Origin of the sequence: Streptomyces sp. NPDC007346 (assembly GCF_040703535.1) — a bacterium.
Taxonomy (GTDB): Bacteria; Actinomycetota; Actinomycetes; order Streptomycetales; family Streptomycetaceae; genus Streptomyces.
This window is the reverse complement of sequence record NZ_JBEYKR010000038.1, coordinates 1-24,089: the sequence shown is the minus strand read 5'-3', so window position 1 is coordinate 24,089 and position 24,089 is coordinate 1. Positions and strand designations below refer to the sequence as shown.

The 24,089-nt window shown below is 71.3% G+C and carries 21 protein-coding genes and 1 pseudogene; 12 read left to right on the top strand and 10 right to left on the bottom strand.

Annotated elements, in window-relative coordinates; translation table 11 throughout:
• Positions 1-9: 9 nt before the first annotated feature.
• Positions 10-1,281, bottom strand: a complete 1,272-nt coding sequence (locus tag AB0917_RS13020; RefSeq protein WP_366819569.1) for an extracellular solute-binding protein — start codon at positions 1,279-1,281, stop codon at positions 10-12.
• Positions 1,282-1,699: 418 nt separating this feature from the next.
• Here AB0917_RS13020 and AB0917_RS13015 point away from each other — a divergent pair, with 418 nt between their 5' ends.
• Together AB0917_RS13015 and AB0917_RS13010 are read left to right on the top strand one after the other, a co-directional pair.
• Entirely contained in the window at positions 1,700-2,755 is a 1,056-nt protein-coding gene (locus tag AB0917_RS13015; protein ID WP_366819568.1) for a LacI family DNA-binding transcriptional regulator, read from the top strand.
• A gap of 76 nt (positions 2,756-2,831) precedes the next feature.
• A complete protein-coding gene (locus tag AB0917_RS13010; RefSeq protein ID WP_366819567.1) occupies positions 2,832-3,818 on the top strand; it encodes a phosphatase PAP2 family protein in 987 nt (328 codons plus the stop codon).
• Between the two features lie 114 nt (positions 3,819-3,932).
• Here the strand turns inward: AB0917_RS13010 and AB0917_RS13005 are convergent, their stop codons facing one another.
• Positions 3,933-6,929: a bifunctional [glutamine synthetase] adenylyltransferase/[glutamine synthetase]-adenylyl-L-tyrosine phosphorylase gene (locus AB0917_RS13005; RefSeq protein ID WP_366819566.1), complete on the bottom strand. Its 2,997-nt coding sequence runs from the start codon at positions 6,927-6,929 to the stop codon at positions 3,933-3,935.
• Positions 6,930-7,084: 155 nt separating this feature from the next.
• On the opposite strand from AB0917_RS13005, the pseudogene AB0917_RS13000 reads away from it, so the two are divergent.
• Positions 7,085-7,294, top strand: a pseudogene (locus tag AB0917_RS13000) (pyridoxamine 5'-phosphate oxidase family protein); the annotation flags it as partial.
• Here the strand turns inward: AB0917_RS13000 and AB0917_RS12995 are convergent.
• Both AB0917_RS12995 and AB0917_RS12990 read right to left on the bottom strand, forming a co-directional pair.
• Entirely contained in the window at positions 7,287-8,078 is a 792-nt protein-coding gene (locus AB0917_RS12995; RefSeq protein WP_366819565.1) for a putative protein N(5)-glutamine methyltransferase, read from the bottom strand. The pseudogene AB0917_RS13000 and the gene AB0917_RS12995 sit on opposite strands and share 8 nt — an antisense overlap.
• A 246-nt stretch (positions 8,079-8,324) precedes the next feature.
• The gene (locus AB0917_RS12990) at positions 8,325-9,824 is read right to left on the bottom strand and encodes an MFS transporter (RefSeq protein ID WP_366819588.1); all 1,500 of its coding nucleotides are present in this window, start codon (positions 9,822-9,824) and stop codon (positions 8,325-8,327) included.
• A 157-nt stretch (positions 9,825-9,981) separates the two neighbouring features.
• Here AB0917_RS12990 and AB0917_RS12985 point away from each other — a divergent pair, with 157 nt between their 5' ends.
• Positions 9,982-10,581, top strand: coding sequence for a TetR family transcriptional regulator (locus AB0917_RS12985; protein WP_366819564.1), 600 nt, complete (start codon positions 9,982-9,984; stop codon positions 10,579-10,581).
• Between the two features lie 214 nt (positions 10,582-10,795).
• Positions 10,796-11,332 carry a GNAT family protein gene (locus AB0917_RS12980; protein WP_366819587.1) on the top strand — a complete coding sequence of 179 codons (537 nt, stop codon included), beginning with the start codon at positions 10,796-10,798 and terminating at the stop codon, positions 11,330-11,332.
• Positions 11,333-11,397: 65 nt separating this feature from the next.
• Here AB0917_RS12980 and AB0917_RS12975 read toward each other — a convergent pair whose 3' ends face one another.
• Positions 11,398-12,162 carry a GntR family transcriptional regulator gene (locus AB0917_RS12975; RefSeq protein ID WP_366819563.1) on the bottom strand — a complete coding sequence of 255 codons (765 nt, stop codon included), beginning with the start codon at positions 12,160-12,162 and terminating at the stop codon, positions 11,398-11,400.
• 158 nt (positions 12,163-12,320) lie between these two features.
• Between AB0917_RS12975 and AB0917_RS12970 the strand changes: the two genes are divergently transcribed.
• Together AB0917_RS12970 and AB0917_RS12965 are read left to right on the top strand one after the other, a co-directional pair.
• Positions 12,321-12,659, top strand: coding sequence for a hypothetical protein (locus AB0917_RS12970; RefSeq protein WP_366819586.1), 339 nt, complete (start codon positions 12,321-12,323; stop codon positions 12,657-12,659).
• Between the two features lie 160 nt (positions 12,660-12,819).
• Positions 12,820-13,116: a hypothetical protein gene (locus AB0917_RS12965; protein ID WP_366819562.1), complete on the top strand. Its 297-nt coding sequence runs from the start codon at positions 12,820-12,822 to the stop codon at positions 13,114-13,116.
• A 157-nt stretch (positions 13,117-13,273) separates the two neighbouring features.
• Here AB0917_RS12965 and AB0917_RS12960 read toward each other — a convergent pair whose 3' ends face one another.
• The 3 genes from AB0917_RS12960 to glnA form a co-directional block, all read right to left on the bottom strand.
• Complete coding sequence (locus AB0917_RS12960) at positions 13,274-13,597, bottom strand: hypothetical protein (RefSeq protein ID WP_366819561.1); 324 nt, start codon at positions 13,595-13,597, stop codon at positions 13,274-13,276.
• Positions 13,594-14,448: a DUF6461 domain-containing protein gene (locus AB0917_RS12955; protein WP_366819560.1), complete on the bottom strand. Its 855-nt coding sequence runs from the start codon at positions 14,446-14,448 to the stop codon at positions 13,594-13,596. Before AB0917_RS12955 ends, AB0917_RS12960 begins: the two co-directional genes overlap by 4 nt.
• Before the next feature lie 252 nt (positions 14,449-14,700).
• On the bottom strand, positions 14,701-16,062 hold the full coding sequence (gene glnA / locus AB0917_RS12950; RefSeq protein ID WP_366819559.1) for a type I glutamate--ammonia ligase: 1,362 nt from the start codon (positions 16,060-16,062) through the stop codon (positions 14,701-14,703).
• Between the two features lie 301 nt (positions 16,063-16,363).
• Here glnA and AB0917_RS12945 point away from each other — a divergent pair, with 301 nt between their 5' ends.
• The 4 genes from AB0917_RS12945 to AB0917_RS12930 all read left to right on the top strand — a co-directional run bounded on the left by AB0917_RS12945 (position 16,364) and on the right by AB0917_RS12930 (position 21,004).
• On the top strand, positions 16,364-16,789 hold the full coding sequence (locus AB0917_RS12945) for a CBS domain-containing protein (RefSeq protein WP_366819558.1): 426 nt from the start codon (positions 16,364-16,366) through the stop codon (positions 16,787-16,789).
• 113 nt (positions 16,790-16,902) lie between these two features.
• On the top strand, positions 16,903-17,448 hold the full coding sequence (locus tag AB0917_RS12940; protein ID WP_366819557.1) for a hypothetical protein: 546 nt from the start codon (positions 16,903-16,905) through the stop codon (positions 17,446-17,448).
• Positions 17,449-17,509: 61 nt separating this feature from the next.
• A complete protein-coding gene (locus AB0917_RS12935) occupies positions 17,510-19,126 on the top strand; it encodes a multicopper oxidase family protein (RefSeq protein WP_366819556.1) in 1,617 nt (538 codons plus the stop codon).
• 123 nt (positions 19,127-19,249) lie between these two features.
• Positions 19,250-21,004, top strand: coding sequence for an NAD+ synthase (locus AB0917_RS12930; RefSeq protein ID WP_366819555.1), 1,755 nt, complete (start codon positions 19,250-19,252; stop codon positions 21,002-21,004).
• A 126-nt stretch (positions 21,005-21,130) separates the two neighbouring features.
• Here the strand turns inward: AB0917_RS12930 and AB0917_RS12925 are convergent, their stop codons facing one another.
• Together AB0917_RS12925 and AB0917_RS12920 are read right to left on the bottom strand one after the other, a co-directional pair.
• The gene (locus tag AB0917_RS12925; protein ID WP_366819554.1) at positions 21,131-22,480 is read right to left on the bottom strand and encodes an MFS transporter; all 1,350 of its coding nucleotides are present in this window, start codon (positions 22,478-22,480) and stop codon (positions 21,131-21,133) included.
• A 335-nt stretch (positions 22,481-22,815) separates the two neighbouring features.
• Positions 22,816-23,841, bottom strand: a complete 1,026-nt coding sequence (locus AB0917_RS12920; protein WP_366819553.1) for an endonuclease/exonuclease/phosphatase family protein — start codon at positions 23,839-23,841, stop codon at positions 22,816-22,818.
• A 54-nt stretch (positions 23,842-23,895) separates the two neighbouring features.
• Between AB0917_RS12920 and AB0917_RS12915 the strand changes: the two genes are divergently transcribed.
• Positions 23,896-24,089 (top strand): hypothetical protein (locus AB0917_RS12915; RefSeq protein WP_366819552.1); only part of this gene is annotated, 194 nt, incomplete at its 3' end.

Below are 24,089 nucleotides of genomic sequence, written 5' to 3'. Positions count from 1 at the left end.
ACCTTCCTGTTACTTCCAGCCGTCGAGGAGCTTGCGGTACTCGTCACCGGTGGCCTTGGCGGCCTTCTCCGGCGTGGTCTGGCCGGTGAGGACCTTGGTGTACTCGATGCCGAGCGGGGCGAAGAGGCTGCCGCCCTCGGGGATCCAGGGGCGCTCGACAGCGGTCTCGACGACCGGCTTGAAGAAGCCGACGATCTCGCTGTTGACGGCTTCCTTCTTGGCGTACGCGGAGGTGCGCGTCGGCAGGAGGTTCAGCTCACCGGCGGCGGTGGCCTGGGACTCCACGGACGTCATGTACTCGACGAAGGCGTAGGAGGCCTCCAGGTTCTTCGAACCGGCGTAGACGGCGAGGTTGTGACCGCCCTGCGGGGCGCCGTGGGCGGCCGAGCCGGCCGGGACCGTGGCGATGCCCAGGTTGTCCTTGTCCGTGAACTCCTTGCCGGTCAGCGTGTCGGCGACGGCCCAGGGGCCGTTGATCATCATCGCGACGTCGCCGTTCTTGAACGCCTGCATCATGTTCTCCCAGCCGTCCGAGGCATCCGTCTTCGCGGTGCCGTCGTCGACCAGGGCCTTGACCGCCTTGAACGCCTTGACGCCCTCGGGCTTGTCCACGGTGACGGTCTTGCTCTCGGCGTCGACCAGGTCGCCGCCCTCGCCGTACAGGAAGGAGAGGAAGAAGTACGGGTCGTCGCCGCGCAGGTAGAGACCGGTCTTGCCGGTCTTCTCCTTGATCTTCTTGGCGGCGCTCTTCAGCTCGTCCAGGTCGGCCGGGGCCTCGACGCCCGCCTTCTCCATCAGCTTCTTGTTGTAGAAGATGCCCATGGAGTCGATGACCTGCGGGACGGCGAAGGTCTTGCCGTCGTACTTGGTGGAGGCGACGGCCTGCGGCAGGAAGTCGTCCTGGTTCTTCAGGGCGGCGGTGTCGTCCAGCGGGGCCAGGTAGCCGAGCGAGGCGAAGTCCGGCGTCCAGGCGACCTCGGAGCGGATCACGTCGGGCGCGGAGCTGCCGGCCTGGGCCGCGTTCTTGAACTTGTTCTGCGCGTCACCGAAGGGGACGCTGACGTACTTGACGTCGACCTTCGGGTGCTTCTTCTCGAACCCCTCGGCCAGCTTCTTGAAGACCTTGTCCTCACTGCCGACGCTCGAGGTGTCCCACCACGTCACGGTGCCGGAGAGCTCACCCGAGCTCGAACCGCCGTCGGACTTGTCGTCACTGCCGCAGGCGGTCGCCGCAAGCGCCAGGGCCGCGACCAGGGCGGTGGCCGTTATGCCACGTCGCATCTGAACTCCTTCAACTGCCGTACCGCTCCGTCGCGGCGCCGGGTCGACGTGAACGTAACAAGGATGAAAGATCACCGAAAGACCTTGCGGAAGATTTCTGCAAGCCCTGTTGATCGTTACATTCGCGTGTCCTCAAGGTTGCCGTCAAGCCCCTTGACGAAAGCGGTGGGAGCCTGACACGGGCAGGCCACACGCGGTGCATCCGCAGTGCGACGATCCGACCGCACCCCGCACCGGCGGCCCGCAAGGGCTTGCAAGTCCTTGCCGGGGCGCGGGGAGCCGGGGCGTACCGGAGAGCGCCCGCCGGGCGGCGTACGCCCGGCCCGCCGGCAGGCGCGCACCCTCCCCGCACGGGGGCGCGCACCCCGGGACAGCGCACAGTGGGCAATCCGACACCGGCCCGGTACAGTCCACTCACATGACCGCACGGCTTGCCGATATCGCAGCTCAGGCGGGGGTCAGCGAAGCGACGGTCAGCCGAGTCCTGAACGGCAAGCCCGGGGTCGCGGCGACCACCCGCGAATCCGTCCTCGCGGCGCTCGACGTCCTGGGCTACGAACGCCCCGTACGACTGCGCCGGCGCAGCGCGGGCCTGGTCGGACTGATCACCCCGGAGCTGGAGAACCCGATCTTCCCGGCACTGGCCCAGGTGATCGGCCAGGCGCTGACGCGGCAGGGCTACACGCCGGTCCTCGCCACCCAGACCCCTGGCGGCTCCACCGAGGACGAACTCACCGAAATGCTGGTGGACCGGGGTGTATCGGGCATCATATTCGTCTCCGGGCTGCACGCCGACACCTCGGCCGACATGCAGCGCTACGAGCAACTGCGCGGGCAGGGTGTCCCCTTCGTCCTGGTGAACGGTTTCTCCGCCAAGGTGCAGGCCCCCTTCATCTCGCCCGACGACCGGGCGGCGATGCGGCTCGCGGTGACGCACCTGGTGGCGCTGGGGCACACCCGGATCGGCCTCGCGGTCGGCCCCAAGCGCTTCGTACCGGTGCTCCGCAAGATCGAGGGCTTCCACTCCACGATGCGGGAGCAGCTGGGCCTGGCGCCCGACGAGGTGGAGGAGTTGATCCAGCACTCTCTGTACACGCTGGAGGGCGGCCAGGCCGCCGCCTCCGCCCTCATGGAGCGCGGCTGCACGGCGGTCGTGTGCGCGAGCGACATGATGGCGCTCGGGGCGGTCCGGGCGGCCCGCAGGCTCTCCAGGGAAGTCCCCCGGGACCTCTCGGTGGTCGGCTACGACGACTCGCCGCTCATAGCGTTCACGGACCCGCCGCTGACCACCATCCGGCAGCCGGTGACGGCGATGGGCCAGGCCGCGGTGCGCACGCTGCTGGAGGAGATCGGCGGAACCCCGGCGCCGCACAGCGAGTTCGTCTTCATGCCTGAGCTGGTGGTTCGCGGCACGACGGCCTCCGGCCCCGGACCGGGACCCGTAGGTGGATCAGGGTCCCCGTCTCGTCCTTGAGGTGCAGAATGTGCGACCGGAACCCGACCGGAGGATGATCGGGGGCAGGGGAACCTCTATGGAAGACTCTCTGCCTATGGGTGAGACGGATGTGACAGCGCAGGAAGGCCGGTCGGCGGCCGGTCCTTCACCCATCGTGGCCGAGGCGGCCCCCGAGGCCCCCGCCACGTCCCCGGCCACCGGGTCCGCTTCCCGGAAGTCCGGCCGACCGGCCCGCTTCCGCTCCCTGCGGTCGCCCCGCCGCCCCCGCATCTGGTTCGAGATCCTGCTCATCGCCGTCAGTTACTGGCTGTACTCGCTCGTGCGCAACGCCGTGCCCGAGCAGAAGGCCCAGGCGCTGCGCAACGCGGACTGGATCTGGTCGGCGGAGAAGTCCCTGGGCCTCGCGTTCGAGGAAACGGTCAACCACGCGGCCAATTCCGTGACATGGCTGATCGTGTCGATGAACTACTACTACGCGACCCTGCACTTCGTCGTGACCATCGGCGTCCTCGTCTGGCTCTTCCGCCGCCACCCCGGCCGGTACGCGGCGACCCGGCTCGTCCTCTTCGCGACGACCGCGGTGGCCCTGCTCGGCTACTACCTCTACCCACTGGCACCACCGCGCCTGATGAACGGCGCGAACTTCATCGACACGGTGCTCGTGCACGAGACCTGGGGTTCGATGGCCTCGGGCAACTTCAAGAACATGTCGAACCAGTACGCGGCGATGCCGTCGATGCACATCGGCTGGTCGCTGTGGTGCGGGCTGACCATCTTCGCCCTGGCGTCGGCGCCCTGGGCCCGCATCCTGGGCCTGCTCTACCCGACGCTGACCCTGGTCGTCATCGTGGCCACCGCCAACCACTTCTGGCTGGACGCGGTGGGCGGCATGGTCTGCCTCGCCTTCGGCTACGCGGTCTCCCGCGCCTGGTACGGCTCGCTCCCGCACCGCCTGCCGAAGCGGGTCCCCGGGAAACGGGACGGCCGGCTGACGGGGGTGCGCGCGGCCCGGCTGCCACGGCCGGCCAAGGAGCCCTCCGCCCGGCCCGAGCCGGAGGCGGCGGGGGCGCGGAGGCCGTAGGGCGACCGGAGCGAACCCGGGGCCGAGAACGTAGGCAGGCACAGCCCCGGGGCGGCTCCCGTAGGCGAGGCCGTGCCTACGCCCTCGCCTACGACGCCGTGCCTACGCCCTCGCCTACGACACCGCCCCGTAGAACCGCTCCTCCACCACCGCCCGAGCCCTCCGCGTGATCCGCCGGTAGTCGTCCAGCATGTCCCCGACGTGCCCCGGCTCGTACCCCAGGTACCGCCCCACCGCTGTCATCTCCCGGGCGTCGGACGGGAACGTGTCGCCCGGCCGCCCCCGCACCAGCATCACCGCGTTGCGCACCCGCGTGGCCAGCACCCACGCCTCGTCCAGCGTCTGCGCGTCCTGTGCCGGGATCAGCCCCGCCGCGCACGCCGCCGCCAGCGCCTCGCGCGTACGCGTCGTCCGCAGCCCCGGCTCCGCCCACCCGTGCCGCATCTGCATCAGCTGCACGGTCCACTCGACATCGCTCAGCCCGCCCCGCCCCAGCTTCGCGTGGAGCGTGGGGTCCGCGCCGCGCGGCATCCGCTCGGACTCCATCCGCGCCTTGAGCCGGCGGATCTCGCGTACGGCGTCCTCGCCGAGCCCCTCCGCCGGGTACCGCAGCGGGTCGACGAGCTCGATGAAGTCGCGCCCCAGCTCCTCGTCGCCCGCCATGTGCTCGGCCCGCAGCAGCGCCTGGCTCTCCCAGACCAGCGCCCAGCGCCGGTAGTACGCCTCGTACGACCTCAGGGTGCGCGCCATCGGCCCGCTCTTGCCCTCGGGGCGCAGGTCGGCGTCGATCAGGAGCGGCGGGTCGGCGGTCGGCAGCTGGAGCAGCCGCCGCATCTCCCCGACGACCGCGCCCGCGGCACGGGCCGCCTCCTCGTCGCTCACGCCCTCGCGCGGCCGGTGCACGAACAGGACGTCGGCGTCGGAGCCGTAACTCAGCTCGTGCCCGCCGAAGCGGCCCATGCCGATGACGGCGAACCGAGTCGGCAGGGCGTCGCCCCACCGCTCGCGTACGGCGGCCCGCAGCGCACCGGCGATGGTGGCGGCGTTGAGGTCGGTGACGGCGGTGCCGACCCGGTCGACGAGGGCCCCGTGGTCCTGCTCGGCCGGGCTCTCCTCGGTGCCGTAGGAGCCGATGATGTCGGCGGCCGCCGTACGGAACAGCTCCCGCCGCCGCACCCCGCGCACCACCGCGACCGCCGACTCCGCGCCCCCGGCCCGCCCCACCGCGGCCAGCACCTCCTGCTCCAGGTGCTCCCGGGCGCGCGGCTTGAGCCCCTCCGGGTCGCCGAGGATCGCCACCGCCTCCGGGGCGCGCAGCAGCAGGTCGGGGGCGAGGCGACCGGCGGACAGGACCCGGGCGAGGTTCTCCGCCGCCGCCCCCTCGTCGCGCAGCAGCCGCAGGTACCACGGGGTCTTGCCGAGCGCGTCGGACACCTTGCGGAAGCCGAGGAGCCCGGCGTCCGGGTCGGCGGAGTCCGCGAACCAGCCCAGCAGCACCGGCAGCAGCGTGCGCTGGATCGCGGCCTTGCGGGAGACCCCGGAGGAGAGGGCCTCCAGGTGGCGCAGGGCCGCGCCGGGGTCCGCGTACCCGAGGGCCTCCAGCCGGATCGCCGCCGCCTTCGTGCTGAGCCGGGACTCGGCGGGGGCCAGCTGGGCGACGGCGTCGAGCAGCGGCCGGTAGAAGATCTTCTCGTGCAGCCGCCGTACGACGGAGGCGTGCCGCCGCCACGCCTTGTCGAGCTCGGCGACCGGGTCGGTCCGCATCCCGAGCGACCGCCCCAGCCGCCGCAGATCCGCCTCGCCCTCGGGGACCAGGTGGGTGCGGCGCAGCCGGTAGAGCTGGATGCGGTGCTCCATGGAGCGCAGGAAACGGTACGCCTCGTCCAGCTGGGCGGCGTCCGCGCGCCCCACGTATCCGCCCTCGGCCAGCGCCCGCAGCGCCTCCAGCGTGGTCCCGCTGTGCAGCGAGGCGTCGCTGCGGCCGTGCACGAGCTGGAGGAGCTGTACGGCGAACTCGACGTCCCGCAGCCCGCCGGGCCCGAGCTTCAGCTCACGCTCTATGCGGTCGGCGGGGATGTTGTCGACGACGCGGCGGCGCATCTTCTGTACGTCGGGGACGAAGTTCTCCCGGTCGGCGGCCTGCCAGACGAGCGGGGAGACGGCGGCGACGTACTCCGCGCCCAGCTCCGGGTCACCGGCGACCGCGCGGGCCTTCAGCAGCGCCTGGAACTCCCAGGTCTTCGCCCACCGCTGGTAGTAGGCGAGGTGCGAGGTGAGGGTCCGCACCAGGGGCCCGTTGCGGCCCTCGGGGCGGAGGTTGGCGTCGACCGGCCAGATGGTGCCCTCGGGGGTGTTGTCGGAGCAGATCCGCATCATGTGGGCGGCGAGCCGGGTGGCGGCCTGCATGGCCTTGTTCTCGTCGACCCCCTCGCGCGCCTCCCCCACGAAGATCACGTCGACGTCGGAGACGTAGTTCAGCTCGTGCCCGCCGCACTTGCCCATCGCGACGACGGCGAGCCGGCACTGCGCCGCGTCCTCGGGGGCCGCCGTGCGGGCGATGGCGAGGGCGGCGCGCAGGGTGGCGGTGGCCAGGTCGGCCAGTTCGGCGGCGGTCTGGGCGAGGTCGGTGGTGCCGCAGACGTCACGGGCGGCGAGGGTGAGCAGGCAGCGGCGGTAGGCGGCGCGGAGCGAGTCCGGGTCGACGGCCTCGGCGAGCCCGCGCTCGAACTCGGCGATCCCCGGGTGCAGGTCGACCGCCTCGTACGTGACGAGCGCCTGCCAGTCGCGCGGGTGAAGGGCCAGGTGGTCGCCGAGCGCCTCGGACGCCCCGAGGACCCCGAGCAGCCGGTCGCGCAGCGGTTTGGCGGTGACGAGGGTGCCGAGCAGCACCTGCCGCTCGTCCTCCTCCTCGGCCTCCACGAGCCGGACGAGGCCGCGCAGGGCCAGGTCGGGGTCGGCGGTGGCGCCGAGCGCCTCCAGGAGGACGGGATCGGACCGTACGGAGGCCAGGGCGTCCAGCTCCAGGAGTTGTTCGGCCGCGGACGGGTCGGTGAATCCGTGCCGCAGCAGCCTGGTGAACGTACTGCTTCTGCGCCCCGGCACCGTCGTCATTGCGCGCTCTCCTGCCGCCCGAACCGATCTGCGTAGCCGTGCGCCGCCCCGTTGCCGCGTCACAGCTCTTCGAGCCTAGTCGGGTACCGGTGAATTCGGGGCGGGGGCGGAGTCCACCCCCGGGGTAGAGCACCTGACAGCACCCTTGACGCCACGCGGACCGGGTGACCGACCACGGCCGGCTGACCGCCCTGGCCCGGGAGTGGGAGGCGAAGTACGGCGGCGACTGGCACTTCGACGTGGAGGACGGCGCGTTCGTCCAGCCGGGGGCGGGCCAGGCCCATGTGTTCCCGGTCCGCCCCCGTACGGCCTTCGGCTTCGGCAAGGGGGACCCGTACAGCCAGACGCGCTACCGCTTCACGTGATCCGCCCGGCCGTACCGATGACGACGGTGGCGTACAGCTCCTCGCAGACCACCACGCGCGGGACCAGTCCGGCGCCGCCGACGACCTCCACCGCCGCGTCCCGCTGCCGCTCGCTCGTCTCCACCAGCAGGCTGCCGCCCGGGGCGAGCCACCCGGGGGCCTCGGCGGCGACCCGGCGCATGACGTCGAGGCCGTCGCCACCGCCGTCGAGGGCGACGCGCGGTTCGTGGACGCGGGCCTCGGCGGGGAGGAGCTCGACATCGGCGGTCGGTACGTAGGGCACGTTGGCCAGCAGTACGTCGACGCGGCCGCGCAGGGCGGCGGGAAGGGGGCCGAACAGGTCGCCCTCGTAGACCTGCCCGAGGTCACCGACGTTGCGCCGGGCACAGCGTACGGCGGCGGGTTCCACGTCACAGGCGTGCAGCTCGACCCGGTCCAGGGCGACGGCGAGGGCGACGCCGAGCGCCCCCGAGCCGCAGCAGAGGTCGACGACGACGGCCCGGTCCGGCGCGAGGGCCGCGGCCTGCTCCACCAGGAACTCCGTACGCCGGCGGGGCACGAAGACGCCGGTGTCCACGGCGAGACGCCGGCCGCGGAACTCGGCCCAGCCCAGGACGTGTTCGAGCGGGAGCCCGGCGGCGCGGCGCTCGACGAGCAGGGCCAGTTCGACGGGGGACGCGGCAGCCTCGTGGAGGAGGAGGGCCTCGTCCTCTGCGAAGACGCAGCCTGCGCGGCGCAGGGTGGCGACGGTGGCGGAGAGGGGACGTGAGGGGTGAACCGACATGCGGGCGAAGCCTTTCGGGAAATCCGATGGGCGCTCCGCGATCGGCTGTGCCGTCCGGCCGACTGCTGCTACTGCCGGCCGTGCGATGCGATCGACGAGGTGAGCACCCAGCCTGATCCAGCGGTAATGGGTCTCACCTCCTCGTCCGTCCCCGTACCGGTGCACGGGGGGTGGTAACACTACAACAGCTCGTCCCCGCACCTGCGGCGGGAACGAGCTGTTGGTGACGGTTCACACGCTGTGGCGCTACAGGTCGACGCTGTCGCGCAGCTTCGTCGGCGTCAGGAACAGCGAGGCGATGACACCGACCACGGCGATGCAGGCCGAGATGAGGAAGATGTGCCCGGTGGCGTCCCCGTAGGCGGCCCGGACGACTTCCTGGACCTGCGGCGGCATGGCGGCGACGTTCAGCGTCGAGCCGCCGGAGCCGGAGGCCGCGGGGTCGATGCCCAGCTCCGCCAGCCCGTGGGCGATCTTCGTGGCGACCTGGTGGGCGAGGACCGCGCCGAGGACGGAGACGCCCATCGTGCCGCCGAGGGAGCGGAAGAAGGTGATGGCCCCGCTGGCCGCGCCGATCTCGCTGAGCGGCACGGTGTTCTGGAGGACGAGCACCAGGTTCTGCATCGACATACCGACCCCGACGCCCACACCGAGCATCCCCAACGACACGGCGACGAGCGGGGTTTCGTGGTCGATGAAGGACAGCCCGAGGAAGCCGAGGGCGAGGACGACGACACCGGCGACGATGTACGGCTTGACCTTGCCGGTCTTGGACACCAGGCGTCCGGCGACGGTGGAGGAGACGAGCACGCCCGCCATCAGCGGGATGGTCAGCAGCCCGGCCTCGGTCGGTGAGTAGCCGCGCCCGATCTGGAAATACTGGCCGAGGAAGACCGCGCCGCCGAACATCGCCATGCCGACCGCGAGGCTGGCGACGATGGCGAGGGCGGGGTCCCGGCGCCGGACGACGTGCAGGGGGACGACGGGGTCCTTGACGCGGGCCTCGACGAACACGGCCGCGCCGAGGATGAGCAGACTCCCGCCGACCATGAGGGCGCTCTGCCAGGAGATCCAGTCGAAGTCGTTGCCGACGAAGGTCACCCACAGGAGCAGGAGGCTGACCCCGGCGGCGATGAGCGAGGCGCCGAGGTAGTCGACCTTGGTGTCGGGGCGGCGGACCTCGGCCAGGTGCAGTGTGCGGGCGAGCATCACGGAGGCGAGCAGCGTGAAGGGCACGGCGATGAAGAAGCACCAGCGCCAGCCGAGCCAGGAGGAGTCGGTGATGAACCCGCCGAGCAGCGGCCCGCCGACCGTGGCGACGGCCATGACGCCACCGAGGTAGCCGTTGTAGCGGCCGCGCTCCTTGGGGCTGATCATCGCGGCGATGATCACCTGGACGAGCACCTGGAGCGCGCCCATGCCGAGCCCCTGGACGGCCCGGAAGGCGATCAGCTGCTCGGTGGACTGAGCGAAGCCGCAGGCGATCGACGAGACGACGAAGAGGCCGATGGCTATCTGGAGCAGCAGCTTCTTGCTGAAGAGGTCGGCGAGCTTGCCCCAGATCGGGGTGGAGGCGGTGGAGGCGAGCAGGGTCGCGGTGACGACCCAGGTGTACTGCGACTGGGTGCCGTCGAGCGACCCGATGATCTGCGGGAGCGCGACCGAGACCACGGTGGTGCTGATCATCGCGACGAACAGCACGATGAGCAGCCCGCTGAGGGCCCGCAGGACGTGCCGGTGGTCCATCGGTGCGGGGGCCCCGGCCGGGGCGACGGTGGTGTGTGCTGCGCTCACGCGCAACCTCCGGGAGGTTCGTACGTAGGAGAGAAGGCTTCACCCTACATGCACACTGCGCAATTTTGCCCACTGGGCAATAATTCCACCGCCGGGGGATAATGACCCCATGGACAGCAGCACCGCGGGACCGGGGCTCCGGGAACGCAAGAAGGAAGCCACCCGGCAGGCCGTGCACGAGGCGACCCTGCGCCTGACCGTGGAGCACGGCTTCGACCAGGTGACGGTGGAGGCGGTGGCGGACGCGGCCGGGATCTCCCGCCGGACGTTCTCGAACTACTTCACCAACAAGGAGGACGCCCTCCTCTACGGCGAGGAGCAGCAGATCAGGGACCTGGTCCGCACGGTCCGGGGCCGCCCCGCCGACGAACCGGCCTGGCCGGCGCTCCGCGCGGCGGTGGCCCAGTTCTCGGAGCGGGTGGCCCCTCCGGAGCGCGACTGGGCGGTACGCACCCGCCTGGCGATGCGTCACCCCTCGCTCCTGGCCCGCCAGTTGGCCAACCACGCGGCACTGGAACGCGACCTGGCCGAAGCGGTGGCCTCCCGCCCCGGCCCGACGGCGGCCCCGGTCCGCCCGATCGTGCTGGCGGCGGGGTTCCTCTCCTCGCTCCGGATCGCGATGCGGATGTGGATCGAGGAGGACCTGGCCCGGGAGCCGGCGGCGGTGATCGACGAGGTCCTGGACGAGATGGGGCGGGGGTTCGGGTGAGCCCAGGTGTGGGGGCTCGGGTGAGTTCACGTGCGGGGGTTCGGGTGAGCCCAGGTGTGAGGGTCCCGGCGACCCCAGGTGCGAGGATGTGACACCCCCGGCCTCCAACTCCCGCCACCACCGCCACCGCCACCACCGCCACCGCCGCCACCGCCACCGCCGCCGCTGAGCATCGGAGCCCGCCATCAGCACCGCCCCTGACCCCACCCTCTGGATCGGCACCGACACCTGCGCGCTCGGCCCCTACCGGGCGGACCTGGTGGAGACGTACTGGCGCTGGGAGCAGGACCCCGCGCTCCTGGTCGGTTACGGACGGCAGCAGCCGGAGTCCCTGGAGGCGCGCACGGAGGGCATGGCCCATCAACTGCGTGGGGACAACATCCGCTTCACGGTGTACGACCTCGCAGGCGGCAGCCCGGTCCCGGCGGGGGTGGCGACGCTGCTGCCCGACCCGTCCGTACGCACGGCGGAGTACGTCGTGATGCTCGCCCCCGAGGCGCGCGGACGCGGCCTGGGCACGGCCGCCACCCGGCTGGTGCTGGACTACGCGTTCCACATCACCAACCTGCGGATGGTGTGGCTGAAGGTCCTGGCCCCCAACAAGGCGGGGCTGCGCGCCTACGAGAAGGCCGGCTTCCGGACCGCCGGGACCCTTCGGGAGGCGGGCTACTGGCTCGGCACGGTCTGCGACGAGATCCTGATGGACACGCTGGCCACCGACTTCCCGGGCGAGTCGGTCATCACGGCCTGACAGCCCGGAGGCGGCTCACCGCGCCGTCACGCAGGAGCCGCCTCCAGGGACCGACCGGACCGCCCTCAGAACCGGGAGTCGTCGACCTCGATCTCGTACGCGATCTCCCAGCGGATGTCCGGGACGATGATGTCGGCGGTCTCCACCGGACGGCCCTCGGAGTCGAAGTAGATGCGCTCCAGCTGAGTGACCAGATCACCCACGGAGATGCCGAGGAAGTTGGCCTGCTCGCGCGTGGCGCGGGCCGGTCGCGGCATTTCGAGGGCGGTGGAGATGTTCACGTCGATGGAGCGCATACGCGCGACGACGCCGATCTTGCCCCGCGGCCCCATCTCCGGGAGCAGGACGGAGGTGCCGCCGGTGATCGCCATCGGTTCCCAGCTCGTGGCGAGCTGGGCGGGCTGTCCGTCCGCGAGGAATTCGTAGTGGGTCATGACGCAGAGGTCGCCGGGCTCGATCGCCAGCCGTGCGGCGATGTCCTCGGTGGCGGGGACCCGCGCCCGGCTGTTGCACTCCCAGGTGCCCGCGGAGCCCTGGTCCTTCAGGTCGGAGCGGAACGGGGAGCCGTTGCGCTCCTGGCGGAGGCGTGAGCGGACCATCCGGCGGCGCTCGCGGGCTTTGCGGACGTACGTACCGGAACCGGCGCGGCCTTCGAGGATGCCCTCGATGATCAGGCGCTCCATCGCCCGCTGGGCGACGGACTGGCCGACGCCGTACTCCTTGGCGAACCGGGCGCGGGACGGCAGCTTGTCGCCGACGGCCCACTCGCCCGCCAGCACCCGGGCACGGATCTCGTCGGCCACCTGCAAGTACGGGGTATCGCGAGGCATTTCGGCGGCTCCGTGAGGGGTGCGGCGTTCGGGCTCGATATTGACAAAGCTAACCCATCAGGTTGAAGCTGAGTATTCAGCATTACATGGAGTGACATCGGCTTCACCAGGGGAGAAGTGTGCGCTCAGCACAAGCGCGGGCAGCGGCACTGACCGGCATGCTCACCGCGGCCATCGGCACCGAGCCGCGCGTCACCGACACCGCGGCCGGTATCCGCGTCGAGGCGGACCTCCCCACCGAACTCACCGAGGCCGAGCACGCGGCGGTCCTCGCCGCCCTGGCCACGGCCGACCACTTCGGGCACACCCTCACCCGCGCCGCCGAGTTCGTCTGGGCCGAGATCAGCAGAGAGGCGACCGTGACCACGACCGATTCCCCCGACGCGGCCTACCGCGCCCTCCTCGGCCACACGATGACGTGCGGCGCCTGCCGCGCGGGCGCGACCTGCCCCACCGCGGCCAAGCTCGTCCGCACGTGGCGCGAGACCCGCGGATGACCCCCGGCACTCCCCCGGGCCCCCGCCCCGGCCTCCCACTCCCTGACGGAACAGCGGCGGCCGAGGCGGAACACCACGACCACCCGCCCACCCACGAGAGACGGAGGCACCACATGCGTACCACCCGTCACGCTTTACCGGCCCCGGCCGGGAGGCGCCGATGATCGCCCTGTCCGCGACGGACGTCCGTACCTGCGAGGCCTGCTGGAACGCCCCGGTCACGGCCGCCCGGCACACGGAGGCCGGCCGTGACCTGCTCTGCGAGCAGTGCGCGGAGGCGAACTACCCGCGCCGCGTCGACCTGTTCCCCCCGTTCGGCGTCTACGGCCTCACGACCCGCAAGCTGACGAACGACGGCAGACACGGCAGCGGCCCCCCGAAGACCCCGCCCAACCCGGGTCCGCCGCTGCCCAACCCGCCCCCGGCACCGTCCCCACCGGGGACACCGCCGGTGTAGAGCATCTTGCCGACGTAGAACCTCTTGGGGCCCGCACCTCCGCAGGGGGGTACGGGCGCCGCGGGCCCGTTCATGGCATCCATGGGCGTTTTCAGCTGCGCCTCCCCACGGTGAGGACGGCCTTGGCCAGCGACGTCCTCCACTTCGCTCAGTGCGGTCAGCAGAGGAGTTTCATGAGATTCTCCTTGTACTCCTGCATCTCGTCTGCTGTGTAGCCCGTTTCCTTCAGGCTCTGCATCGCTGCCGCAATGTCACCGCACAGCCGGCGGCGCTGCTGCGTGACGTAGGACTTGACGCCTTCGGCGGGCAGTTGTTCCCACGTCCGTTTGGTGTCTTCGTTCTTCTCGTGCGCATAGGAGAACTCGGCCCATTCCTTTTCCCGGTCCGTCAGTCCGGACGTCTCCAGCGGGCCGCTCCCCCCGCATGAGACGGCCATCAGGGTGCACGCCACCACGACGAGACATATGTGCGCTCTCTTCATGATTCCCCTCTGCGAGAGCCCGGGTCCGGCTCCGAACGAACTGTGGTCAGCGGCTCGTTGTAGGTGATCACGACCGGCGCGTTTGCCTCCGCCCGTGCGCGGGCTGACTCCGCCACGATCTCCTCGTAGGTCCATTCCTTGTACAGACGCTCCCTGTGGGCATCTGTGATGTCGATGACCAGGCCGGTCCACTCCTCGGCGGGCTGTTCGGGGACGAGTCCCAGCTCGTACGTGACGTCCTGGAGGAGAGATTCGGTGACGCGTATGCCGGTGAGTCTCTCGGCCAGAGCCAGGACCGCCGCCTTGCGGTCGACGTCCGGGGCGCTCTCGTCGTGCTCTCCCTCGGCGGTCAGAGGGAAGCCGACCTCCCGCAACAGGGGGACCAGTTCGTCGGGGGTGCTGCCGTCGCGTGACGAGGGGCCCTCGAAGGTCGTCCGGAGCTCACCGTCCTCGAACCAGTGGAAGAGGTGGATGGGTTTGCCGCCGTTGGTCGAGTGCGCCACGACCCGGCCGCCCTTCGACAGCGTCTCCATGCACGGCTCCGCGATCCCCAGACCGCCGTCGAAGCCGAGGACGAGTGTCCAGTCGCCACTCTCGCCCGGAGCGCTGAATGCGCCCGCGACGTAGGACTCGTTCCAGTAGTCGTCCACCTCGTCGCGGTGGGCATCGTCCGCCTCCATCAGCCCGGCCGTACCCTCCCCGGTGCCGAGCGGTTCCGCCTCCATCGCACGCAGCACCTCGAGCGGGGTCCGCCCCCGTATCAGCGTCAGGGTGTACCCGCTCTCCGTCATGTGGCAGAAGAGCGGCGAGGTGCGGATCCAGGCGTAGTCGTGCGCGGTCACCAAGTTCATACGGCGCAGTGTGCCCGACGCCTCTGACAACGCCCGGTGCACGCCGGTTCCTCCAGCGTGCTGCGGGGCCGGCGGGTCGCGTGGTGCCCCGGCGACCCCCTTCACACCCGCCACGCGCCTGCGCGCACCTGGCGAGCAGTCAGCGGCGCACTCCAGGCACGGCGGCGTGAACGGGCTGGAGACGGCTCATGGCCAACGGTTCGCGACCGTCGAACGGTTCGCGACCGTCGGCCATGAGCGCCTGACCTGGAGCTACAGCACCGGCAGCAGGTTCTTCAGCTCGAAGGCCGTGACCTCGCTGCGGTACTCCTCCCACTCCTGCTTCTTGTTGCGGAGGAAGAAGTCGAAGACGTGCTCGCCCAGCGTCTCGGCGACCAGCTCGCTCTTCTCCATCAGGGAGATCGCCTCGCCCAGGTTCTGCGGGAGCGGTTCGATGCCCATCGCCCGGCGTTCGGCGTCGGAGAGGGCCCAGACGTCGTCGTCGGCGCCGGCCGGGAGTTCGTAGCCCTTCTCGATGCCCTTGAGGCCGGCGGCGAGCAGGACCGCGTAGGTGAGGTACGGGTTGGCGCCGGAGTCGATGGAGCGGACCTCGACGCGGGCCGAGCCGGTCTTGCCGGGCTTGTACATCGGGACGCGGATGAGGGCGGAGCGGTTGTTGTGGCCCCAGCAGATGTACGAGGGGGCCTCGCCGCCCGCGCCGGCCGCTCGGGACGAGCCGCCCCAGATGCGCTTGTAGGAGTTGACCCACTGGTTGGTGACGGCCGAGATCTCCGCGGCGTGCGTCAGCAGGCCCGCGATGAACGAGCGGCCGACCCTGGAGAGCTGGTACTCCGCGCCCGACTCGTAGAACGCGTTGCGGTCGCCCTCGAAGAGGGAGAGGTGGGTGTGCATGCCCGAACCCGGGTACTCCGAGAAGGGCTTCGGCATGAACGTGGCCTGCACGCCCTGCTCCAGCGCCACCTGCTTCATCACCAGGCGGAACGTCATGATGTTGTCCGCCGTGGAGAGCGCGTCCGCGTACCGCAGGTCGATCTCCTGCTGGCCCGGAGCGCCCTCGTGGTGGCTGAACTCGACCGAGATGCCCATCGATTCGAGCATGGTGATCGCCTGGCGGCGGAAGTCCATGCCCACGTTCTGCGGGGTGTGGTCGAAGTAGCCCGAGCTGTCCGCCGGGGTCGGGCGCGTGCCGTCGACCGGCTTGTTCTTCAGGAGGAAGAACTCGATCTCGGGGTGCGTGTAGAACGTGAAGCCGAGGTCGGACGTCTTGGCGAGGATGCGCTTCAGGACGTAGCGCGGGTCCGCGAAGGACGGGGAGCCGTCCGGCATCAGGATGTCGCAGAACATCCGCGCGGTGCCGGGGGCCTCCGCGCGCCAGGGCAGGATCTGGAAGGTGGCCGGGTCCGGCTTGGCGATCATGTCCGATTCGTAGACCCGGGCGAAGCCCTCGATCGCCGAGCCGTCGAAGCCGATGCCCTCGTCGAAGGCCTGCTCCAGTTCGGCCGGGGCCACGGCGACGGACTTGAGGAACCCGAGGACGTCGGTGAACCACAGTCGCACGAAGCGGATGTCGCGCTCCTCAAGGGTCCTGAGGACGAATTCCTGCTGCTTGTCCATTGCCACATCCTTGCAGTTCAGACGGTCCGTGCACCACCGCCCGGGGTAGGGGGACACTTCAGTATCGCGACCCGGGATTTCCCCCAGATTACGCACACGGTGTGAGAGGGAGCACTCGGCCACCCACTACGGTCGACGGCCGTGCCACGAGGCGGCAAGGGCGGACCGTGCGGCGGCCCCCGTCCTCGTACCAGCGCACCCGAACGGGTGGTTGCGGTCGCGCCCTGCGGGCGGGCCGATGACGATGGGTGGCGCTCGGGGCCGTACGGCAGTGCCATCGGCACGCAGGAGGAAATCCCCCATGACGACCGCCAAAGACATCATGCACAGCGGGGCCCGCTGGATCCCCGCCCACGAGACGCTCGACCGTGCGGCGCAGCTGATGCGTGAGCACAACGTGGGCGCGCTGCCCGTGTCCGCCAACGGTGACTCGGACAAGATGGTCGGCATCATCACCGACCGCGACATCGTCGTCGACTGTGTGGCCATGGGCCACGACCCGTCGAGGGTGACCGCGGGCGACCTCGCCCAGGGGACGCCGCGCTGGATCGACGCGGGGGCGGATGTGAACGCGGTCCTGGAGGAGATGCAGAACCACCGCATCCGCCGGCTCCCCGTCGTCGAGAACAAGAAGCTCGTCGGCATGATCAGTGAGGCCGATCTCGCGCAGCACCTCACCGAGGAGCAGATCGCCGCCTGGGCGGAGAAGGTCTACTCCCGCAGCTGAGCCGACGGCTCTCCGTGGCCCGGCACCCGCCCCCGTACGGTCCGGCGACCGGGCGGGGGAGGAGTGCCGGGCCGCCGCCTTCCCACATACCCTCCGGGGGTAAGGTGGGCGACATGGTGAGCAGGGTCGGCGGGGCGCGGAGCGGGAGCGTGATGGACGGGCGGCTCCTGCTGCTCGCCGCGCTGCTCTTCGGCATCGTCACCATGCATACGGTCGGACATCCGGCGGAGCATGAGGTCGCCGCGCCCTCCGGGTCCATGTCCGATGTTGTGGACGTGCCCGACGTTGTGGACGTGTCCGACGTCGTGACCATGGCCAACGTTATGGATGTGTCCGATGTTGTGGACGTGGCCGACGTCGTGGCCATGTCCCACGTCGTGGCCGTTCCCGTAGCCGCAGCCGACCTCGCCCTCGGCGCCGGTCACCCCTCGCACCGCTCCCCCGACGACGGCCCCATGAGCGGTATGGATCCGCTCTCCGTCTGCCTCGCCGTCCTCGGCGCCTGGGGCCTCGCCCTCCTCGGTGCCTGGCTGCTCGGGCCGCTCGCGGACGGGCGGGCCATCGGTACGCCGGTGGGCGCGGGGCTCCTGCGGGCGCCGCGGCCGAATCCGCCTCCCCCGATACCGGTGCTCGCCGCCGTCTCGGTGCTGCGCATTTAGGAGTGGGCGTTCACCTCCGCCCTTCTCCCTGAACCAACAGTTCCTCAGAGGTGTATGCAGCATGCCCACGCAACCCACCCGACGCGCCGTGCTCGGCGCCGCTCTCGCCGTCGCCGGTACAGGAGCCCTCGCCGCCTGCTCCGACGGCAGCGGCGGCCACGGCGGCGCCCACTCCCCCGCCGGGGCCCAGGACGCCGGTACGTACGTCTCCCCCCACGGCAAGGAGGTGGCGGCGGCCGAGGCGGCGCGCGGCTCCGGTCCCGTACGCGAGGTCTCCCTCACCGCCACCCGTACCCGGCTCGATCTGGGCGGCGGCACCACCGTCGCCTCCTGGGCGTACGGGGACCGGCTGCCCGGACGGGAGGTGCGGGTGAGCGCCGGTGACACGCTCGACCTCACCCTGGCCAACCACCTCCCGCAGCCCACCTCGATGCACTGGCACGGCCTCGCCCTGCGCAACGACATGGACGGCGTCCCCGGACTCACCCAGCGGGACATCGCGCCGGGGGCCGACTTCCGCTACCGGTTCGCGGTGCCGCACCCGGGGACGTACTGGTTCCACCCGCACTCCGGGCTCCAGCAGGACCGGGGGCTGTACGCGCCGCTGATCGTGGAGGACCCGAAGGAGCCGCTGGCGTACGACAAGGAGTGGGTCGTCGTCCTCGACGACTGGGTCGACGGGGTAGAGGGGTCGACGCCCGATGCCGTGCTCAAGGAGCTGTCCGGGGGCATGGGCGGGCACGACGGGATGGACCACGGGGCGCACACCCTGTCCGGTCAGGACGGGCCGGGTGACGGCGAGGACGAGCCGGGTGACGGCGAGGACGGGCCGGGTGACGGCGGGCCCTCGCGGATGATGATGGGTGCCCGCAGCGAGTTGCTGGGCGGGGATGCCGGTGATGTCGCCTATCCGCACTACCTCGTCAACGGGCGCGTGGCCAAGGACCCGGAGACCTTCAGCGCGCGGCCCGGTGACCGTATCCGGCTGCGGATCGTCAACGCCGGGGGCGACACCGCCTTCCGGGTCGCGCTCGGCGGTCACCGGATGACCGTCACCCACACCGACGGCTTCCCCGTCCGGCACACCACGGGGGACGCGCTGCTGCTGGGGATGGGCGAGCGGTACGACGTCCTCGTCACCGCCGGGGACGGGGTCTTCCCGCTCACCGCGCTGGCGGAGGGGAAGAAGGCGTCGGCCCTCGCCGTGCTGCGGACCGGACGCGGTGCGGCGCCCACCGCCTCCGTACGGCCCAAGGAGCTGGACGGGAAGCTGGTCGAGGCGGGGCGGCTGGTGCCGGACCCGTCGGTGGCGCTGCCCGCCCGTGCTCCGGACCGGACGATCCGGATGCGGCTCACCGGCGGGATGGCCGCGTACGACTGGGCCTTCGACGGGCAGCCGTACAGCGCGAAGCGGCGGCGGCCGGTGGAGGCCGGGGAGCGGGTACGGGTCGTCTTCGACAACGGGACGGCCATGTGGCATCCCCTCCATCTGCACGGACACACGTTCGCGCTGGCGGGGAACGCCGCCGGGGCGCGTAAGGACACCGCGATCGTGCTGCCGCACCGGTCGCTGACCGTGGAGTTCGACGCCGACAACCCGGGGCTGTGGATGGTCCACTGCCACAACGTCTACCACGCGGAGGCCGGGATGATGACGGTCCTCGGCTACCGGGGCTGAGCGGGGAACCACCCTCGGTGGGTCGGGCCGACAGCGCCTGTGACCTGCGGTTCCGGCGGGCCGGGAGAGATTTTGCCCGGCCCGCCAGGACATCGCGTCAGAAAGACGATTACACTGGGCCGCGTGCCTCAACTACGCCTCGCACTGAATCAGATCGACTCGACCGTCGGTGACCTCGCCGGCAACTCCGAGGCGATCGTCCACTGGACCCGGCACGCCGCCGAGCAGGGCGCCCACCTCGTGGCGTTCCCCGAGATGGCGCTGACCGGATACCCCGTCGAGGACCTGGCCCTGCGGTCGTCCTTCGTCGAGGCCTCGCGGCAGGCGCTGCGCGCGCTGGCCGCCCGGCTCGACGCGGAGGGCTTCGGCGAGCTGCCGGTCGTCGTCGGCTACCTGGACCGCTCGGAGCACGCCGCCGCGCGGTACGGGCAGCCCGCCGGGTCCCCGCGCAACGCGGCGGCCGTGCTGCACCGCGGCGGGATCGCGCTCGACTTCGCCAAGCACCACCTGCCGAACTACGGCGTGTTCGACGAGTTCCGGTACTTCGTGCCGGGCGACTCCATGCCCGTCGTACGCGTCCACGGCATCGACGTGGCCCTCGCGATCTGCGAGGACCTGTGGCAGGACGGCGGGCGCGTCCCGGCCGCCCGGTCCGCCGGGGCCGGGCTGCTGCTCTCGATCAACGCCTCGCCGTACGAGCGGGACAAGGACGACACCCGGCTCGACCTGGTCCGCAAGCGGGCCCGGGAGGCCGGCTGCACGACCGCGTACCTGGCGATGATCGGCGGGCAGGACGAGCTGGTCTTCGACGGCGACTCGATCGTCGTGGACAAGGAGGGCGAGGTCATCGCCCGTGCGCCGCAGTTCTCCGAGGGCAGCGTGATCCTCGATCTGGAGCTGCCCGCCGCCGGGGCCGTGGCGCCCTCGGGCGTCGTGGACGACGGGCTGCGCATCGACCATGTGGTGCTGTCCGACCGGCCCGTGGCCGCGTACGAGCCCGAGCTGGCGGGCGGGTACGCCAAGCGGCTGGAGGACGACGAGGAGGTCTACTCCGCGCTGGTCGTCGGGCTCCGCGCGTACGCCGCGAAGAACGGTTTCAGCAGTGTGCTGCTGGGCCTCTCCGGCGGGATCGACTCGGCGCTCTGCGCGGCCATCGCGTGCGACGCGCTCGGTGCGGAGAACGTGTACGGCGTGTCCATGCCGTCGAAATACTCCTCGGACCACTCCAAGGGCGACGCGGCGGAGCTGGCCCGGCGGACCGGGCTCAACTTCCGTACGGTGTCGATCGCGCCGATGTTCGACGCGTACATGGGGTCGCTGGGGCTCACCGGTCTCGCGGAGGAGAACCTCCAGGCGCGGCTGCGCGGTACGACGCTGATGGCCATCTCCAACCAGGAGGGGCAGATCGTGCTGGCGCCGGGCAACAAGTCGGAGCTGGCGGTCGGTTACTCCACGCTGTACGGGGACGCGGTCGGCGCGTACGGGCCCATCAAGGACGTCTACAAGTCGTCGGTGTTCCGGCTGGCCAAGTGGCGCAACCGGGCCGCCGAGGAGCGCGGGCAGACCCCGCCGATCCCCGAGGCCTCGATCACCAAGCCGCCGAGCGCGGAGCTGCGGCCGGGGCAGGTCGACACGGACTCGCTGCCGGACTACGACGTGCTCGACGCGATCCTGGAGCTGTACGTGGACCGGGACCAGGGGCTGGATTCCATCGTGGCGGCCGGGTTCGACGCGGAGCTGGTGGCGAAGACGTTGCGGATGGTGGACACCGCCGAGTACAAGCGGCGGCAGTACCCGCCGGGGACGAAGATCTCGCCGAAGGGGTTCGGGAAGGACCGGCGGTTGCCGATCACGAATCGCTGGCGCGAGTCGTCGTAGCGGGGGTGGCGGTCACCGGGGGCGTCCGGTGGCCGCCTTCGTCCTCAAGCGCCGGACGGGCTGGAACGGGCCGACGGGCCCGGGGCCGACGTGGCTGCGGGCCCGCCCGGCGAACCGGTTCCGTCCTCAAGCGCCGGACGGGCTGGAAGTGGTGCCGGGCGGGTTGGAAGTGGTGCCGGGCGGGTTGGAAGTGGTACCGAGCGGGCCGGAGATGGTGCCGGGCGGGCCGGAGGCTGCGGCCACCGGGGACGAGGCCTTGTCCTCAAGCGCCGGACCGGCCGGAAGAGGTGCCGGGCCGGCTTGATGGGCCGCCACCACCCGGGAGGTCTTCGTCGGGTCCCGGTCCAGCAGGCCCGCCGTCACCGCTATCGCCAGGCCGATCACCGCCAGCACCGCGCCCACCGGGGCCGGGGACGTCCAGCCCCAGCCGGCCGCGATGGCCGTGCCGCCCAGCCAGGCGCCGCCCGCGTTGGCCAGGTTGAAGGCCGAGTGGTTGGAGGCGGAGGCCAGGGTCGGGGCGTCCTTGGCCTTGTTCATCACCAGCATCTGGAGCGGGGTCGTCGTCATGAAGCCGACGCCGCCCAGCAGCACCACCATCACCAGCGCCGCCCACTGCACGTGCACCGTGAACGGGAACGCCACCAGGACCACCGCCAGCGCGCCGAGCGAGCCGTACAGCGTCGGGCGCAGGGCCCGGTCCGTGAGGGGGCCGGCGGCCAGGGCGCCCAGGGTCATCCCGATGCCGAAGAGGGCCAGGACCACGGTGACGGAGGACTCGCCGAAGCCCATCGCCTTCGTGGTCATCGCCGAGAGGTACGAGTACACCGCGAAGACCCCGGCGAAGCCGAAGACCGCGGTGAGCAGGCCCAGGAGCACCTGACGGTTGCCCAGGGCGCGGAGTTCGCGGCGTACGTCCTGGTGGGCCTCGACCGGGATCAGGGGCACCAGGCGGGCCAGGGCCGCCATCGCGGTGAGGCCGATCACGGCGACGACCAGGAAGGTGGCCCGCCAGCCGAGGTGCTGGCCGAGCAGGGTCGCCGCGGGTACGCCGACGATGTTGGCGACCGTCAGGCCGAGGAACATCGTCGCCACCGCCCGCGCCCGGCGGCCCTCGGGGACCAGCCGGGCGGCGACGACCGCGCCGACGCCGAAGAACGCCCCGTGCGGGAGTCCGGCGAGGAAGCGGCCCGCGAGCAGCCAGCCGAAGTCGGGGGCGAGCGCCGAGGCCAGGTTGCCGACGGTGAACAGCGCCATCAGGAGCAGCAGCATCTTCTTGCGCGGGATGCGCGAGCCGAGGCCGGTGAGCAGGGGTGCGCCCAGGACGACGCCGATCGCGTACGCCGACACGAGGTGTCCGGCGGTCGGCACGGACGTACCCAGGTCGTCCGCCACGTTGGGCAGCAGGCCCATCATGACGAACTCGGTCGTGCCTATGCCGAAGGCGCTCACGGCCAGGGCGAGCAGGGCCAGAGGCATGGGGGAAACCTTTCGCGGTCACGCGAGGCGGGGGCAGGTGCAGGGGCAGGGGCAGAACGAAGAGCCGTCGCCTCGGCTGGGGCGCCGGGCGACGGCTGGGTCTTCTTTATGTAAGCGACTGGAACAAATTGTCGCAGACGTTTTATGCCGCGAGGTGAACAGCCGGTTGCGCGGCCGTGGTCACCACTGCCGTCGTGGTCATCACTGCCGTCATGGTCACAGCTGCCGTTGTGGTCACCACCGCCGTCATGGTCACAGCTGCCGTTGTGGTCACCACCGCCGTCGTGGTCAGCACCGCCGTCGTGGTCACAGCTCCCGCCGCGCCGTGGTCACGGTCACAGCTCCACGCGGGCCGCGATCGGCAGGTGGTCGCTGTCGGTCGCCGCCAGGGTCCAGGAGGACTTCGGCTCGACGCCCTTGACCATGATCTGGTCGATCCGGGCCATCGGGAACGACGCGGGCCAGCTGAAGCCGAAGCCGTCGCCCGCCGCGCCCTGGGTGGAGCGCATCTGGGAGGTGACGGCGTTCAGGGAGCGGTCGTTCATCGTGCCGTTGAGGTCGCCGAGCAGGACGACGCGCTCGATCGGTTCGTCGGCGATGGCCTCGCCGAGGGCGTCGGCGCTGTTGTCGCGCTGGTTGGCGGTGAACCCGGCGTGCAGCTTCACCCGGACCGACGGCAGGTGGGCCACGTACACCGCGACCTCGCCCTGCGGCGCCTTGACCGTGGAGCGCATGGCCCGGGTCCAGCCCATCTTGATGTCGACCGGCTTGGTGTTGCTGAGCGGGTACTTGCTCCACAGCCCGACGGTGCCCTGGACCGAGTGGTACGGGTAGCGGGCGGCCAGCGCCTTCTCGTACGTGGCCACCGCGCCGCCCGGCAGTTCCTGGAGGGCCACGACGTCGGCCCCGGAGCCCGCGACCTGCTGGGCGGTGCCGGCGGGGTCGGGGTTGCCCGCGTTGACGTTGTGGGTGGCGACGGTGAGGTCGCCGCCGGTGCCGGACTTGTCGGTGACCAGGCCGCCGAACATGTTGAGCCAGACCACGGCGGGGAGCAGCAGGGCGATCAGCGCGGTGGCGGAGCGGCGCAGCAGGGCCAGGAGCAGCAGGAGGGGGATGAACAGCGCTATCCACGGCAGGAACGTCTCGGTGAGGCTGCCGAGGTTGCCGACCCGGTTCGGGATCCGGGCGTGGACGGCCATCACGAGGGTCAGCACCAGCGAGCAGAGGGCCAGCACGATCCCGCGCCGCCAGATCCCCCGGTCCCGGGTCGCTCTGGCCACGAGGCCCCGGAAGCGGGATTCGTCGGGCTGCGGCCGCCCCGCGCTGCTGCTGCCCGTGTCCGCCCCGTACGCCTGCACCATCGCGCTCGTCCTCACTGCCTTGCCGTACACATCGCCGCCCCCCGACCCTAGGCGATGGGCGGCGCCTTTCCTGCCGTCGACCACGGCCCTTCGTCAGCAGGACGAGCGGAGCGGGACGGGAGGTTCCGGTCCGGGGGCGGCCGGTGCGGGCTTGCCCGCGCCGACTACTGCTCGCCCAACCTCAACAGCACCTTCCCGGCCCTGGCCGACTGCTATGAACTGCTGGCCCGCGAATCGGCCAGCGTGCC

Coding starts and splice junctions, on each gene's coding strand:
- AB0917_RS13020 (WP_366819569.1), bottom strand. CDS start 1,281: ATGCGACGTGGCATAACGGCCACCGCCCTGGTCGCGGCCCTGGCGCTT.
- AB0917_RS13015 (WP_366819568.1), top strand. CDS start 1,700: ATGACCGCACGGCTTGCCGATATCGCAGCTCAGGCGGGGGTCAGCGAA.
- AB0917_RS13010 (WP_366819567.1), top strand. CDS start 2,832: ATGGGTGAGACGGATGTGACAGCGCAGGAAGGCCGGTCGGCGGCCGGT.
- AB0917_RS13005 (WP_366819566.1), bottom strand. CDS start 6,929: ATGACGACGGTGCCGGGGCGCAGAAGCAGTACGTTCACCAGGCTGCTG.
- AB0917_RS12995 (WP_366819565.1), bottom strand. CDS start 8,078: ATGTCGGTTCACCCCTCACGTCCCCTCTCCGCCACCGTCGCCACCCTG.
- AB0917_RS12990 (WP_366819588.1), bottom strand. CDS start 9,824: ATGGACCACCGGCACGTCCTGCGGGCCCTCAGCGGGCTGCTCATCGTG.
- AB0917_RS12985 (WP_366819564.1), top strand. CDS start 9,982: ATGGACAGCAGCACCGCGGGACCGGGGCTCCGGGAACGCAAGAAGGAA.
- AB0917_RS12975 (WP_366819563.1), bottom strand. CDS start 12,162: ATGCCTCGCGATACCCCGTACTTGCAGGTGGCCGACGAGATCCGTGCC.
- AB0917_RS12970 (WP_366819586.1), top strand. CDS start 12,321: ATGCTCACCGCGGCCATCGGCACCGAGCCGCGCGTCACCGACACCGCG.
- AB0917_RS12965 (WP_366819562.1), top strand. CDS start 12,820: ATGATCGCCCTGTCCGCGACGGACGTCCGTACCTGCGAGGCCTGCTGG.
- AB0917_RS12960 (WP_366819561.1), bottom strand. CDS start 13,597: ATGAAGAGAGCGCACATATGTCTCGTCGTGGTGGCGTGCACCCTGATG.
- AB0917_RS12955 (WP_366819560.1), bottom strand. CDS start 14,448: ATGAACTTGGTGACCGCGCACGACTACGCCTGGATCCGCACCTCGCCG.
- glnA (WP_366819559.1), bottom strand. CDS start 16,062: ATGGACAAGCAGCAGGAATTCGTCCTCAGGACCCTTGAGGAGCGCGAC.
- AB0917_RS12945 (WP_366819558.1), top strand. CDS start 16,364: ATGACGACCGCCAAAGACATCATGCACAGCGGGGCCCGCTGGATCCCC.
- AB0917_RS12940 (WP_366819557.1), top strand. CDS start 16,903: ATGGTGAGCAGGGTCGGCGGGGCGCGGAGCGGGAGCGTGATGGACGGG.
- AB0917_RS12935 (WP_366819556.1), top strand. CDS start 17,510: ATGCCCACGCAACCCACCCGACGCGCCGTGCTCGGCGCCGCTCTCGCC.
- AB0917_RS12925 (WP_366819554.1), bottom strand. CDS start 22,480: ATGCCTCTGGCCCTGCTCGCCCTGGCCGTGAGCGCCTTCGGCATAGGC.
- AB0917_RS12920 (WP_366819553.1), bottom strand. CDS start 23,841: ATGGTGCAGGCGTACGGGGCGGACACGGGCAGCAGCAGCGCGGGGCGG.